Annotated in this window: 15 protein-coding genes; 7 read left to right on the top strand and 8 right to left on the bottom strand. The window is 70.9% G+C overall.

What is annotated here, in order from left to right; all coding sequences use genetic code 11:
* Positions 1 to 256 precede the first annotated feature (256 nt).
* Entirely contained in the window at positions 257 to 1,006 is a 750-nt protein-coding gene (locus tag AMY39116_RS0304020) for a DUF2382 domain-containing protein (protein WP_020416423.1), read from the top strand.
* A gap of 45 nt (positions 1,007 to 1,051) precedes the next feature.
* Here the strand turns inward: AMY39116_RS0304020 and AMY39116_RS0304015 are convergent, their stop codons facing one another.
* From AMY39116_RS0304015 to AMY39116_RS0304000, 4 genes are read right to left on the bottom strand one after another with little or no spacing between them, the layout of a single operon-like run.
* Positions 1,052 to 1,957 (bottom strand): haloalkane dehalogenase, encoded by a 906-nt coding sequence (locus AMY39116_RS0304015; protein WP_020416422.1) that lies wholly within the window; start codon positions 1,955 to 1,957, stop codon positions 1,052 to 1,054.
* Between the two features lie 23 nt (positions 1,958 to 1,980).
* Positions 1,981 to 2,433, bottom strand: coding sequence for a DUF350 domain-containing protein (locus AMY39116_RS0304010; RefSeq protein WP_020416421.1), 453 nt, complete (start codon positions 2,431 to 2,433; stop codon positions 1,981 to 1,983).
* Between the two features lie 43 nt (positions 2,434 to 2,476).
* Positions 2,477 to 3,643, bottom strand: a complete 1,167-nt coding sequence (locus AMY39116_RS0304005; RefSeq protein ID WP_020416420.1) for a glutathionylspermidine synthase family protein — start codon at positions 3,641 to 3,643, stop codon at positions 2,477 to 2,479.
* Between the two features lies 1 nt (position 3,644).
* Entirely contained in the window at positions 3,645 to 4,199 is a 555-nt protein-coding gene (locus tag AMY39116_RS0304000) for a hypothetical protein (RefSeq protein WP_020416419.1), read from the bottom strand.
* A 125-nt stretch (positions 4,200 to 4,324) separates the two neighbouring features.
* Between AMY39116_RS0304000 and AMY39116_RS0303995 the strand changes: the two genes are divergently transcribed.
* The 3 genes from AMY39116_RS0303995 to AMY39116_RS0303985 all read left to right on the top strand — a co-directional run bounded on the left by AMY39116_RS0303995 (position 4,325) and on the right by AMY39116_RS0303985 (position 7,233).
* Entirely contained in the window at positions 4,325 to 5,257 is a 933-nt protein-coding gene (locus tag AMY39116_RS0303995) for a septum formation family protein (protein WP_235716051.1), read from the top strand.
* Positions 5,258 to 5,263: 6 nt separating this feature from the next.
* Entirely contained in the window at positions 5,264 to 5,614 is a 351-nt protein-coding gene (locus tag AMY39116_RS0303990; RefSeq protein WP_020416417.1) for a metallopeptidase family protein, read from the top strand.
* Positions 5,615 to 6,021: 407 nt separating this feature from the next.
* The gene (locus AMY39116_RS0303985; protein WP_020416416.1) at positions 6,022 to 7,233 is read left to right on the top strand and encodes an MFS transporter; all 1,212 of its coding nucleotides are present in this window, start codon (positions 6,022 to 6,024) and stop codon (positions 7,231 to 7,233) included.
* On the opposite strand, the gene AMY39116_RS0303980 is transcribed toward AMY39116_RS0303985, so the two are convergent.
* The gene (locus AMY39116_RS0303980; RefSeq protein WP_020416415.1) at positions 7,220 to 8,782 is read right to left on the bottom strand and encodes an AMP-binding protein; all 1,563 of its coding nucleotides are present in this window, start codon (positions 8,780 to 8,782) and stop codon (positions 7,220 to 7,222) included. The genes AMY39116_RS0303985 and AMY39116_RS0303980 overlap by 14 nt on opposite strands.
* Positions 8,783 to 8,878: 96 nt before the next feature.
* On the opposite strand from AMY39116_RS0303980, the gene AMY39116_RS0303975 reads away from it, so the two are divergent.
* Positions 8,879 to 9,283 (top strand): hypothetical protein, encoded by a 405-nt coding sequence (locus AMY39116_RS0303975; RefSeq protein WP_020416414.1) that lies wholly within the window; start codon positions 8,879 to 8,881, stop codon positions 9,281 to 9,283.
* On the opposite strand, the gene AMY39116_RS0303970 is transcribed toward AMY39116_RS0303975, so the two are convergent.
* The 3 genes from AMY39116_RS0303970 to pheA form a co-directional block, all read right to left on the bottom strand.
* Positions 9,284 to 9,922, bottom strand: a complete 639-nt coding sequence (locus AMY39116_RS0303970; RefSeq protein WP_039791165.1) for a DUF4232 domain-containing protein — start codon at positions 9,920 to 9,922, stop codon at positions 9,284 to 9,286.
* 153 nt (positions 9,923 to 10,075) lie between these two features.
* The gene (locus tag AMY39116_RS0303965) at positions 10,076 to 10,693 is read right to left on the bottom strand and encodes a histidine phosphatase family protein (protein WP_020416412.1); all 618 of its coding nucleotides are present in this window, start codon (positions 10,691 to 10,693) and stop codon (positions 10,076 to 10,078) included.
* Positions 10,690 to 11,604 carry a prephenate dehydratase gene (pheA, locus tag AMY39116_RS0303960; protein WP_020416411.1) on the bottom strand — a complete coding sequence of 305 codons (915 nt, stop codon included), beginning with the start codon at positions 11,602 to 11,604 and terminating at the stop codon, positions 10,690 to 10,692. Before pheA ends, AMY39116_RS0303965 begins: the two co-directional genes overlap by 4 nt.
* A 97-nt stretch (positions 11,605 to 11,701) precedes the next feature.
* Between pheA and AMY39116_RS0303955 the strand changes: the two genes are divergently transcribed.
* Together AMY39116_RS0303955 and AMY39116_RS0303950 are read left to right on the top strand one after the other, a co-directional pair.
* Positions 11,702 to 12,316: a macro domain-containing protein gene (locus tag AMY39116_RS0303955; RefSeq protein ID WP_027935612.1), complete on the top strand. Its 615-nt coding sequence runs from the start codon at positions 11,702 to 11,704 to the stop codon at positions 12,314 to 12,316.
* Positions 12,317 to 12,760: 444 nt separating this feature from the next.
* On the top strand, positions 12,761 to 13,747 hold the full coding sequence (locus AMY39116_RS0303950; RefSeq protein ID WP_039791196.1) for an IS481 family transposase: 987 nt from the start codon (positions 12,761 to 12,763) through the stop codon (positions 13,745 to 13,747).
* Positions 13,748 to 13,809: the final 62 nt, after the last annotated feature.

Below are 13,809 nucleotides of genomic sequence, written 5' to 3'. Positions count from 1 at the left end.
CGTCTCCAACCAGGTGCGGCGGGCGGTGGACGAGCGCCTGGCGCGGGGCGGGCCGTCACTGAAATCCTGTCCCGCGTCTTCGGCCGGCTCGAACCGCGTCAGCTGTCCACCCTGGACGCTTTGCTCGACGCGATCGAAGCAGCGGCAACCGATGCGCGGGTGACGCCCACGTGAGTGATCCCTGATGGTGTCAGTTTCGCACCCCCACCGATCCGTCTACACCCATGGCGGAACGGAAACGGGGAAGGAGTGAGCAATGACTGGCACCATGCGTCCCGAGGAGCTCATGGAGAACGCGGTGGTGGACACCCACGGCCGCAAGATCGGGAAGGTCGGCACGGTCTACGTCGCCGACGACACGCAGCAGCCGGAGTGGGTCACGGTCCGCACCGGGATGTTCGGGCACAAGGAAAGCTTCGTGCCGCTCAAGGGCGCCACGATGGACCGCGATGGCCTGCACGTGCAGGTGACCAAGGAGAAGGTGTCCGAGGCGCCGCAGACCGACGGCGACCGGCACCTGTCCGAACAGGAATCCGCCGAGCTGTACCGGTTCTACGACATGCCGGCGCCGCGGGCCAGCCAGGAGAACCGGGGCGGCGGCCGCACCACGCCGCAGCCCAGCAAGCGGGGCGCCGCGGGCGAGTCGATGACCCGCTCGGAGGAACGGCTGAACGTCGGCACCGAGCGCGTCGAGACCGGCCGGGTGAAGCTGCGCAAGTACACCGTCACCGAGGAGCAGCAGGTCAAGGTGCCGGTGACGCACGAGGAGGTGCGGCTGGAGCGCGAGCCGATCACCGACGGCGACCGCACCGGCGCCCGGATCTCCGACGAGGAGCAGGAAATCACCCTGCACGAGGAGCGCCCGAAGGTCGAGAAGGAGACCGTGCCGGTCGAAAAGGTGCGGCTGGCCAAGGAAACCGTGCGCGACGAGCAGACCGTGTCCGGCCAGGTGCGCAAGGAGCGCGTCGAGATGGAGGACGACACCAAGCAGCGCCGCAACCGCTGACGCGGGGACGCCACGGTGGTGCCGCCACCGTGGCGTCCGCGGCTGTCAGCCGGTGACGAACCGGGCGATGATCCGGCCCAGCTCCTCGCCCTGGTCCTCCTGCAGGAAGTGGCCCGCGTTCGCCAGCGTCCGGTGGTCCTGGCCTGCCGCGCCCTTCATGGCGCGCTGCAGGACGGGGGCCGCCGGGCCGGTGATCGGGTCGCTGTCGCCGAAGGCGCAGAGGAACGGGGTGTCCAGTTCGGACAGCACCGACCAGGCGCGGCGGTTCGCCTCGCTCGCCGGGTCGTCCGGAGTGGTCGGCACCAGCCCGGGCATGGCGCGTGGACCGGCCTTGTACATCTCGTTGGGGAACGGCGCGTCGTAGGCGGCGCGCTCTTCGTCGGTGAGCTTGGTGCGGCAGCCGGACTGCACGAACCGTCCGATGTCGAGCACTGGCGCCTTCTGCACGGCGTTGCGGAAGGCGAGCCACTCGGGCGGCATGGGCTGGTCGCCGGTCGGCAGGACGGTGTTGGCCGCCACCACGCGGGCGAACCGGTCCGGGTTCTCGGCGACGACGCGCAGCCCGATCAGGCCGCCCCAGTCCTGCCCGACCAGCGTGACGTCACGCAGGTCGAGCGCGTCGAACGCGAACGAGCGGATCCACTCGACGTGCCGCGCGTAGGTGTGGTCGGCGACGTCGACGGGCTTGTCGGAGCGGCCGAAGCCGATCAGGTCGGGCGCGATCGCTCTGATCCCGGCGTCGGCCAGCACCGGCAGCACCTTGCGGTAGAGGAAGGACCAACTGGGCTCGCCGTGCAGGAGCAGCACGACGGGACCGTCGAACGGGCCTGCCTCCACGTAGGAGATCCGGACGATGCCGTCGTGCTCGCTCTCCAGGTCGCAGTAGAGCGGCGGGTAGTCGAAGTCGGGGAGGTCGGTGAACCGGTCTTCGGGAGTCCTCAGCAGGCGCACACACCCACCCTAGGGGCTACCGGTCAGCTGATCGAGACCGCGACGACCAGACCCAGAGCCAGGTGCGCGGCCGCGACCACGATGCTGGCCGGCGCGAACACCTCGCTCTGCATGGTCCCCTTGACGTCGATCCGGGTCGACCACTCCAGCAGCCGCACCGCCAGGACCTGCACGATGATCCCGAGCAGGCCGTAGACCAGCGAGGTGATCAGGCCTTCGGTGAGGTCGCTGGCCGAGTTGAAGATCGCGACGACCACGATGAACGCCATCGACAGCATCCCGGACGCCGTGACGATCACCGCGTTCGGCAGGCCGCGGCGCACCAGGTCGGACAGCTTGCCGGGGGTGGTCCAGTCGATCGCGTAGAACCCGACCAGCATCAGCAGCAGCCCGATGACGCCGTACAGCAGGATCGCACCGATCCCGCGCACGAGGTCGGAACCGAACGTCTCGGCCAGCGCGAGGGTGTGGGTCACGGATTCTCCCAGTTTGGTGGTGTGAGTGATCGCGGGTGGTTTATCACGATTGCGGGATCCGGTGTGGGACGAACGCGGCGCCGTCGTCGGTGACCAGGCCCGCGGTCTCCCGGATGCCGAGGCCCGCGGACGTGTCGCCGACGATCCACGCGCCCAGCGCCGGGCGGAACCCGTCGAACTCGGGCAGCGGGTCGAACGCCTGGTAGACGTACCCCTCGGCGCCGTAGACGCCGCCGGTCTCGGTCTCGTAGCCGGGCGCCACGATCTGCACGTTCGCGCCCTCGCGGCCCAGTTTCGGCTTGCGCACGTACTCGGTGAGGATGCCCGGCTGGTCGACGAACGCGGGCAGCAGGTTCGGGTGGCCCGGGTAGTTCTCCCACAGGATCGCCAGCAGCGTCTTGTTGGAGAGCAGCATCTTCCACAGCGGCTCGATCCACAGGGTGCGCGGCAGTGATTCGGCGGCGAAGCGGCCGAACTCCTCCTCGACCACCCACTCCCACGGGTACAGCTTGACCACGGTGTTCATCGGCGCCTCTTCGAGGTCGACGAACCGCTTCAGCACCGGGTCCCAGCCAATCTCCTCGATCGCCAGGCCCACGGTGTCCAGGCCGGCCTCGGCCGCGGTCTCCTGCAGGTAGGAGGTGGTGATGTGGTCCTCGCCCGTCGGGTCGGCGCTGGACCAGGTGAAGTACAGCTCGTTGGTGGGCAGCTGGCCGCGGATCTCCTGCCAGCGCTCGACGAGCCGCTCGTGCACCGAGTTCCACTGGTCGTCGTCCGGGAAGACGTCGGTCTTCCAGTGCCACTGCAGCACCGACGCCTCCAGCAGCGACGTCGGCGTGTCGGCGTTGTACTCCAGCAGCTTCGCCGGGCCGTTGCCGTCGTAGCGCAGGTCGAAGCGGCCGTAGACGTGCGGGTCGCGGCGCTTCCACGACTCCGCGATGTGCGGCCACACCCACTCCGGGATGCCGAACTCGCGGTAGCGCTCGGTCAGCACGACGTTGTCGACGGCCTCCAGGCACATCGAATGCAGCAGCTCGACGTCGGCTTCGAGGCTGAGCACCTCGTCCATCTCCAGGACGTAGTGCACCGACTCGTCCCAGTACGGCCGCTCCTGGCCGGAGCCGTAGCGGGCGGGCGTGCCGAACACGAGGCCCTGCTCTTCGACGATGCGCTGCCAGTCCCGCCGCGGCTGGGCGGTCCCCCTCCGCACCCTAGGATCCCCCGCTCTTCCCGTCGCCGCCGCTGGACTTGCCGCTGATGCCGAAGCCGCCGCGCTGCACCGTCTTGCCGGACTGGGTCTTGACCGTGGTGTTGCCGGACGGCGCGGTGTAGGTGCCGCCGCGCACCGGCTGACCGACCGTGCCGGTGCCGCCGTAGTTGTAGCGGTACTGCTCGTAGCGGCCGCCGCCGATCGGGATGAACCAGAAGCCGGTGGCCGAGTTGTAGTACCCGCCGTGGCTGGTGGCGTAGTTGTCGTCGCAGAACTCGTCGGGCCGCACCGTGCCGGTGCTGTCCGTGCAGACCGCGCTGACCTCGTCACCGGTGGCCGCGATGTACCAGCTCGCCACGACGGCGACCAGGCCGACGGTCACGCCGCTGCCGATCAGCACCTTCCGCCGGGTGGCGGCCTTCTGCTCCGCCTGGGCGCGTGCTTGCTCCTCGGCGGCCTCCTGGCGGGCCTGGTCCTCCAGCGCCTGCCGCCGAGCGCGCTGCTCGGCCAGCGTGGGCTCCCGTCGTTTGGCCGTCGATGGGTCCTGGAACCGCATCGAGCCACGCGGGGGCTGTTCTTCCGGGGGCTGCTGGCCGCCCGGCGCACCGTCGTCTGTCATCGCGCTCACCCTAACCACCCGAGGGGTGTCCCGTCCCGCTGACGCAGGCATTATGGGACGCGATGCTCGGAGATGGAGTGGAGAAGACCACGCTGCGTACCCGCCTGGTGATGGCGGGTGTGTTTTTGGGCGCCATCCTGGCGTTGTCGCTGAGCGTCGCGTTCTCGTGGGGAGGCGCCGTCAGCGGCGGCGGCGAGGTCGAGGAGTCCCCCGAGGCGAAGGCCGCGTTCACCGCGCCGCCCGGCAGTTGCGTCACGTGGACCATGCCGGACGTGTCGGACATCCACATCGTGCCGTGCGCCCAGCCGCACCTGTACGAGGTCACCGGCGTGGTCAACATCGGCGACAAGTACCCGCCGAACGCGCCCGCGCCGACGGTCGACCAGTGGCGGGACATCGCGCTGGAACGCTGCACGGCCGGTGTGGAGACGTACCTGAACGAGCAGCTCGACCCGTTCGGCCGGTTCACGGTGAGCGCGCTGCGCCCCGGAAACGACGAGTGGGCCGACGGCGACCGCGAGATGCGGTGCGTGCTGCAGTGGGCCGCGCCCGGCGGCAAGCTGGAGCCGATCATCGGCAACGCGGCGGGCCAGTCGCAGTCGGCGGTGTGGGAGCCGGGCACGTGCCTGGCGCTGGTCGACAAGACGGTCGGCAACCCGATCGACTGCGCGCAGCCGCACTCCTACGAGATCGTCGCCACGCTGGACCTGAAGACGAAGTTCCCGGACGGCTACCCGTCGCAGAACGACCAGAAGATCTGGCTGGACACCGAGTGCAACCGGGCGGTCCAGGACTACGCGGGCGAGGTCGACCTGGCGGCGCAGAAGCTGATCCTGACGTGGGACATCCGGGAGCAGGAGAGCTGGGACGCCGGTTCAACGCTGGTGAACTGCAAGGTCGGCGCGAAGCTGGCGGACAACAGCGGCCTCGCGCCTGTGACGGGCAGCATCCGCAAGGCCGGGACGCCGGCTCCGCCCACGAGCCCGGGCAGGTAGTGGCCCGTGCCCGTGGAGATGTCGAAGGCCCGGTTCGAAGAACTGGTGGCCGACGCGCTGGACGAGGTGCCGGAGGAACTGGCCGGCGCGATGGACAACGTGGTCGTGCTGGTGGAGGACCACAACGACGAGGCGCCGGACATCCTCGGCCTCTACCACGGCGTCGCGCTGACCGAACGAACGAGCGACTACGGCGGCGTGCTGCCCGACCGGATCTCGATCTACCGCACCCCGATCCTCGCCATGTGCGATTCGGAGGAGCAGGTGGTGGAAGAGGTGCTGATCACGGTGGTGCACGAAATCGCACACCACTTCGGCATCGACGACAGCCGCCTGCACGAACTCGGCTGGGGCTAGCAGCCACTCGGTAGAGGCAACCACCAAGGGTGGGCCCCGCTCGCGTTCTCCCCGTCGCCTGGCTGCCACCCGAGCGCCGAAAACAGGCCCTGTCCAGGGCGCGCAGCGTTCACTTCACCCTGGACAGGGCCTGTTTTCGGTGCTTCCGTGCGGCCCGGTGTCGGGGAGAACGCGAGCCCGGGCCCACCCGAACCCAACGCAACGGGCAGCCACCAACCCAACCACCCCGGCGACCCGGCCCCTTCCTCCCCAGAGCTTGCCCGCCGGCGAGGCACTTCTTTTTTCTTTGGACCCACACCCAGAACACCCCGATTCGGGTTCATCAACTCGCCTTTCCGACGCTCGTCATGGCAGCATCGGAAGCACTGGGGAATCGGGACGCCACCGAGGGTGATCATGAAGGACGTATGCCGGACCGGCGGCTGAGCTGGCTGCTGGCGGCCAATGCGGTGGGCAACCTCGCCGACGGGATCGGCAAGGTCGCCTTTCCGCTGCTGGCCGCGACCCTGACGCGTGACCCGGTGCAGATCGGCGCGCTGTCCGCCACCCAGTTCCTGCCGTGGCTGCTGCTCGGCGTGTTCGCGGGGACCCTGGCGGACCGGGTGGACCGCAAGCGGGCCGTCCTGCTGGCGAACGCGACGCGGGCGGTGGTCGTCGGGCTGACCGCTCTGCTCGTGTACACCGGCACGTTGTCGATCTGGCTCGTCTACGTCGCCGCGCTGCTGCTGGGTGCGGCCGAGACGGTGGCGGAGAGCGCGGGCAACGCGATGATCCCGGCGCTGGCCAGGCCGGATCAGCTGGAGAGCGCGAACAGCAAGTTCCAGGGCGCCGAGATCCTCGGCCAGACCTTCCTCGGCGGGCCGATCGGCAGTCTCACGTTCGCGGTGTTCGCCGCGTTCCCGTTCCTGCTGAACTCGGCCGGGTTCGCGATCGCGGCCGCGTTGCTCGTCGGGCTGGCGGGCAGTTTCCGGCCGAAGACCCGGGCCGAGCCGACCCGGTTGCGCACCGACCTGGTCGACGGGCTGAAGTGGCTGGTCCACCACCCGCTGCTGTGCCGTCTGGTGGTCATCGCCGGGCTGATCAGCTTCGCCAGCGAGATGGCCCAGGCCCAGCTGGTGCTGTACGCGCTGGAGGACCTCGGGCTGAGCGAGGCCGCGTTCGGGCTGTTCACGTTCGTCGGCGGCATCGGCGGGCTGGCCGGCGCCGCGGTCGCGCCGCGGCTGGTGCGGCGCGCGGGGCGGCGGCCGGTGCTGGTGGCCGGGATCTTCGCCGGTGGCGTCGGGTTCGGCGCGATGGGCCTGGTGCACCAGCCGATCGCGTCCGCCGCCCTGTTCGGGCTGTTCGCGGCGGCCGTCGTGGCGGTGAACGTGGTGCTGGCGACCGCCCGCCACACCCTGGTGCCGAGCGAGCTTCTCGGCCGCGTGCTCGGGGTGTGGCGGACGGTCGTGTGGGGCGCGATCCCGCTCGGCGCGCTGGCCGGCGGCGCGCTGACGCAGGTGCTCGGCAGCGCGAGCGCCACCTTCGCGGTGTCCGGGGGCGCCCAGATCGCGCTGGCCGCGCTCGCCGTGCTGCTGCTGTGGCGGTTCTCGATGGATCGCGAGCCGGTCAGCTCTTCCTGAGCAGGAACCGCTGCAGCTTGCCGCTCGGGGTCTTCGGCAGCTCGGGCACGAAGTGCACCTGGCGCGGGTAGGCGTGCGCCGCGTACTTCGTCTTCACCAGCTGCTGCAGCTCCGCCACCAGCTCCTCACCCGGTTCGGCGCCCTGGCGGAGCACGACGAACGCGGCCACCACCTCGCCGCGCAGCTCGTCCGGCAGGCCGACCACGGCCGCCTCCGCGACGGCGTCGTGCTGCAGCAGCACGCTTTCCACCTCGAACGGCCCGATGCGGTACCCGGCCATCAAGATGACGTCGTCGTCCCGCGAGGCGAAGGTGAAGTAGCCGTCCGCGGACTTAGTGGCCACATCCCCGGTCAGGTACCAGCGGCCGTCGGCGGAGAACCGCTCCGCGGTGCGATCCGGCGCGTCGCGGTACCCGGTGAACCACATCAGCGGGCTGTGCTCCAGGTCGACGGCCACCCGGCCCTGCTCGCCCGGCGGCGCGACCTCGTCGGCGTCGGGGCGCAGCACCTCGGCCCGCCATCCGGGCAGCGCGCGTCCCATCGAGCCCGGCCGCAGCTCGCCGCGGATGTCCGGGTGCCAGCCGTTCGCGATCACCATGCCCAGCTCGGTCTGGCCGTAGTGGTCCAGGATCGGCACGCCGAACGCCTTCTCCGCCCACTCGATGACGTCCGGGTTCAGCGGCTCGCCCGCCGACGAGCAGTGCCGCAGCCGCAACCCGTCCGGCACCGGGACGTCGGCGTTGCGCAGCGCGCGGTAGACCGTCGGGCCCGCGGTGAAGTTGGTGACGCCGAACCGCTCCAGCACCGAGTAGGTCAGCTCCCGGGAGAACCCGGCGTGCAGCAGCAGGCTGCGCTGCCCGAGCGCGAGCGGGCCGATCACGGCGTAGTACAGGCCGTAGGCCCAGCCCGGGTCGGCGGCGTTCCAGAACACGTCGTCCGGCCGGTGGTCCAGGCCGAACTCCTGGTACATCCGGAACGCGGCGATCGCCCGCGCCGGGATCGGCACGCCCTTCGGCGCACCGGTCGTACCGGACGTGAACAGCTCCACGATCGTCCCGTCGCCGCCGACGGCGACCGGCTCCGGCTGCGGTTCCGCGCGCAGCAGGTCGGCGAACGCGAGGTCGTCCCCGCTCGCCTCGCCGGTGACGATCACCCGCCGCTCGCCGGGGACCTCGTCGAGCTTGGCGCGCTGCGACGCGTCGGCGATGACCACCTGGACGCCGCCGACCCGGGTCTCGATCGCGGGCGGCGCGAAGGCGGTGAACAGCGGCACCTGCACCGCGCCGAGCCGCCAGATCCCCAGCACGGCGACGACGAACTCGGCCGACTTGGCCATCAGCGTCGCGACCCGGTCACCGCGCCCGACCCCCAGTTCCGCCAGCGCGGTGGCGAAGCGCGCGGAGGCGTCCCGCAGCTCGCCGAAGGTGAGGTCGCGGCTGGTCAGGTCCGGTTCGATGACGGTGAAGGCCACGTCGCCGTCCGGGTGGTCGTCGCACAGCAGCCGGGCGACGCAGGCGTCCGGCCGGTCGTAGGGGGACGTCGATGTCATGGAGCCGATGGTCGTCGCCGGGGCCCGCGCGTGCCACCCCCGGATGGGGGCCGATCAGCGTCTGGTGCGGGCGTCCGGTCGGTGCTGGAATGTCCTATGCGGATCAGCGACTCCGATGAGCCGGTCGCGGCGCGGCGCCGGCTGGTGCTGGCGGGTGTCGCCGGGTTCGCGGTCGGCGCCGGGATGATCGGCGTGCTGTGGGCGTCGACCACCGCGGTGAGCGGTCCGACCGCGGACGCGAAGGCCGCGTGCGCCGCGCTGGCCAGGGCCGAGCCGCTGCCGGAGGGCCGCGTCGGCCGGGGCACGCTCGAACCGGGCGTGCTGCAGCACATCATGGCGGCGGACGCGCTGGCCTCGGCGGCCGCCGAGGTCAGCTCGACCTACGACGACCTCGCCGACCACATCGACGGCGTGCGGCGGATGGCGCTGAGCCTCAACTTCGCCGACCCCAACGGCCGGCGGCACCTCGCCCAGGCCCGTGAGATCTGCGGCACCGTCTAGCTACTCGCCGCTGCCCTTCTGGATCGTCCGGACGGTGAGCTGGTCACCGGGGATCTTTTCGCTCGCGCAGCCCGTGGTGGGCAGCTCGACGAACATCGACGCCGTCTCCTGCGGCGGGTAGACCCGCAGGCCGCGCACCGGCTGCGGCTGGCACGTCACGGTGTCGTAGTTCTGCACGTTGACGAACCCGATCTCGGCGTAGGCGGTGTCGCCGTTGTTCAGCGTGAACGCGCCGCCCTTCTCGCCCTGACGGACCGCCGCGGGGCCCACCTGGTGGCCGTCCTCCCCGGCGACGTACGAAACGCCCGGGAAGCCCTGGATCACACAGGGACGGTCACTCACGTTGGTGAAGATCAGCGGCCGGTAGACCGTGCCGGCGCCGGCGTCACCGTGACCGAGGGTCAGCTTGAGGTCGCTGGACTTGCACAGCGTCTCGCCGGCCTTCGTGCTGGTCGCCGCGTCCGGTTCGGGTGACGACTCGGACGTGGACGGGCTGCTCGAGGTGGAGCCTGGCGTCGTCGGCGCCCCCGACTGCGGCTGGGCGTTCTCGGTGCCCGCGGTGCCGCAGCCGGCCAGGACGGCCGCCAGTGCCGCCGTCGCCACACCGAGCCCGATGCGCGGGAAATGTCCTCGAACCACGATCTTTCCCCTCCCTGTGCCGATCGGAGCACTACCCGGGAGACGTGCGGTCCACACGCCGGGTTGCGTGGTGTCACGCGATTTTCCGACGACCCATCGCGACATGCGGTGAAACTACAACAAACCACCCTGCGTCACCGCCCGGGAAGTCGCCTACATGGGCAAACCGACCCAGTTCAGGCACTGCCAGCCACCGTCCGCGGCGATCTCCAGCTCGACGATGCCGGTGTTCGGGATCAGGCCCTGATCGGCCAGCTCGGGCCGCACATTCGGGGCCAGCCACTCCGCGCCGACGCGGATCAGCCCGCCGTGCGAGACCAGCACCACGACACCGTCCGATCGGGTGAGGTCGTGACGCTCGGCGAGACCGGCGATCGCGCCGGTGAACCGCGCCCTGGCCTGCTCGCCGGTCTCCCCGCCGGGCATCGAGACGTGCAGCTCGCCGCGGGTCCAGTGGCTGACCACGGTCAGGTAGTGCTCGATCGCCTCCCGGTCGTGGCGGCCCTCCAGGTCGCCGACGACGATCTCGTGCACGCCCTCGACCCGCTCCACCGTCATGCCCAGTGCCTCGGCCAGCGGGGCCGCCGTCTGCTGCGCGCGGATCGCGTGCGAGGCGTAGACCGCCTCCACCGGCTCGGTCGAGAGCTTCTCGGCAAGCTGCCGCGCCTGCTCGTGGCCCAGCTCGGTGAGCGGCGGCCCGGGCAGCGCGGTGTCCAGCTTCTTCGCGACGTTGGCCGGGGTCTGCCCGTGCCGGACCAGGTACAGCTTCACGCCTGCTCCCCTCTCTGCACCGCGGCGACCCAGTCCGCGGCGTCGGTGAAGTCTTCGTTGCGGGCGGCCGGTTCGATGGTCGCCGTCACCCCGTCGGCCCGGGCGAACGAGCCGAGGAACCGGACATCCCGGCAGCGGCGGCGCAGCGCGGCGAGCGCGTCGGCGATGCGCGGCTCGGCGACGTGTCCCTCGAAGTCGATGAAGAACCGGTACTCGCCGAAGTTCTGCTTGTTCGGGCGGGCGTCCAGGCGGGTCAGGTTGATGCCGCGGGTCGCGAGCTCGGTGAGCAGTTCGGCGAGCGCGCCGGTGCGGTTGGCGGCCGCGGCGACGATCGAGGTGCGGTCGGCGCCGGTCGGCTCCGGCAACGTCACCGGGGGCCGCCGCATCAGCAGGAACCGGGTGCGGGCGTCCCGGACGTCGGCGACCTCCGTCGCCAGCACCTTCAGCGGGTAGTGCTCGACGGCGACCGGCGCGGTCACGGCGGCGTCGAACTCCCCTGCCTGCACGGCGACCGCGGCCGCCGCGGTCGAGCCGGCCGCCACCGCGCGGGCGCCGGGCAGGTTGTCCTCCAGCCACTTCCGGACCTGCGCGAGCGCGTGCGGATGGCTCGCCACAGTACGGATTTCGCCGACGTCGTCCCGCGTGAGGACGCTGAAGTGCACTGGCAGCAAGGCTTCCGCAACACCGATCAACGGCTCGCCGACGGCGAGGCTGTCCAGCGTCGCGGGAACCGCGCCCTCGACGGAGTTTTCGACCGGCACGCACGCCGCATCCGCTTCACCGCGCCGAACGGCGTCCAGCGCCTTCGGAATCGTCTCGGCGGCGACGAGTTCGTCCCCCGCCGTCGTGAAAGTGCGCGCCGCCTGCTCGGTGAACGTCCCGACCGGCCCGAAATATGCGATCCGTGACACGCGGACAGGCTACGCACCGCGCCGGGTCTTGGTCTGTTCAGGCATTCGAGTGCGTCTCGTGGTTACGCGGGGTCGCGTTTTTTGGCATGGTGTAGAGGTGACTGCCGAATCGGGCACCCAACCCACCGGCAACCGAACGGAGGACCAGGTCGCTCCCTCGACTCCCGCCCTGGTGCTGTGTGCCGTCGACGAACCACTCGCCAGCGCGTGGCGCTCCGTTGTGGACACCATGACCGGATCGGTGCGCGTGCACCAGGGTTCGGTGCTGGACGTCGTCGCCGACGCCGTGGTGAGCCCGGCGAACTCGTTCGGCTGGATGCGCGGCGGGATCGACGCCGTCTACGCGCGCGCCTTCCCGAACGTCGAGCAGAACGTCCGCAGCACGATCCTCGCCTACCACGGCGGCGAACTGCCGGTGGGCAGCGCGGTCGTGGTCCCGACCGGCGAGCCCGCGCCCGCGTGGCTGATCAGCGCGCCGACGATGCGTGAACCCGGCGAGCGGCTGCCCGCCGACACGGTCCACCCGTACCTGGCGGCGCGGGCGGTGTTCCTGCAGTGGCGCGACGGCGTGCTGGAGCAGGGCGTGGCGGTGCGCGCGGTGGTGGGGACCATCGCGATGCCCGGTCTCGGCACCGGCGTCGGCGGCGTCAGCCCGGAGACCTGCGCGCGCCAGGTGGCGGCGGCCTGGGACGAGGTCTTCCGGCGCAACTAGGTTCTGTTTCACAAGCGGCACCGCCGCGGGTTTGAACGGGCAGAGCAGCGCGAGCGCGTCCGTTGAGGGCGGTGGCGGGCTCGCGGGTGGGCGGATCCTGGCGAGGACAGCGCCGGCGTGGTGATCGGCGCGGCCGCGCGGAGGGCGTCCACCAGGGGTGGTGCTCGGGCAGGCGGGCGGGAATTCATGAGGAGGCGATCCCACAGCCAGGGGCCGCCTTGACCGAGACCGCCACGCGAAGCGTGTCCGTTGCGGGCGGTGGCGGGCTGGCGGGAGGGGCCGCTACCGGCACCGCCACGCAAGCCACCCCGGAACACGCTCTAGCTGTACTGCTCGGGGAGGTTGTGAACGCGGGGACACGTAGTTGGATGATCTTGAAGTGAGGGAGGACCTCCGGGTTCGGTGTGGATCACCACAATCTGCACCGCACCGCAGGAGGTCCTCGTGTCTCACCGTAACGCGCCGTTGACCCCGACCGGCAGACTGCGTCTGGCCCGGTGTGTCGTGGAGGAGGGGTGGCCGCTGCGGCGGGCGGCGGAGCGGTTCCAGGTGTCGGTGGCCACCGCGAAACGGTGGACCGACCGTTACCGTGACGAGGGTGAGGCCGGCATGGTCGACCGCTCCTCACGTCCGCATCGCAGCCCGCATCGCACCCCGACCCGGACCGAGCGGCGGATCATCAAGGTCCGGGTGGCGCGCCGGTGGGGGCCGGCCCGCATCGCTGCCCTGCTGGGGTTGGCTGCTTCCACGGTGCATCGCGTGCTGACCCGCTATGGCCTGGCCCGTCTGCGGCACCTGGACCGGGCCACCGGGCGGGTGGTGCGCCGCTACGAACGCGCCACACCGGGTGAGCTGGTGCACGTCGACATCAAGAAGCTGGGCAACATCCCCGACGGCGGTGGCCACAAGATCTGCGACCGCGCCACCGGCAACCAGCACCGCAAGGCCACCACCACCGCCCGCTACCCCCACGGCAAACCCCAGATCGGCTACAGCTACCTGCACAACGCCGTGGACGATCACTCCCGCCTGGCTTACGCCGAGATCCTGCCCGACGAGACCCAGACCAGTGCGGTCGCGTTCTGGACCCGGGCCCAGGCGTTCTTCGCCTCCCACGGCATCACCGTGCAGCGAGTGCTGACCGACAACGGCTCCTGCTACCGCTCACGCAACTGGCGCAACACCCTCACCGCCGCCGGCATCCAACACAAACGCACCCGCCCCTACCGCCCCCAAACCAACGGCAAAGTCGAGCGGTTCAACCGCACCCTGCTCGACGAATGGGCCTACGCCCAGCCCTACCACTCCGAAACCGCACGGCGCGCCGCCTTGCCCGGCTTCCTCCACTACTACAACCATCACCGACACCACACCAGCATCGGCGGCCCACCCGCCACCCGCATACCCAACCTCACGGGACAGAACATCTAGCACTCCCGCGCTGGTCAGCGGCGCTTTCCGGGGTGCGTGTAGAAGGTCACAGCGCATTTACG

Source organism: Amycolatopsis sp. ATCC 39116 (genome assembly GCF_000231075.2).
Taxonomy (GTDB): Bacteria; Actinomycetota; Actinomycetes; order Mycobacteriales; family Pseudonocardiaceae; genus Amycolatopsis_E; species Amycolatopsis_E tucumanensis.
Note: the sequence above shows the minus strand (reverse complement) of the source record. Positions and strands in the feature narration are given on the sequence as shown.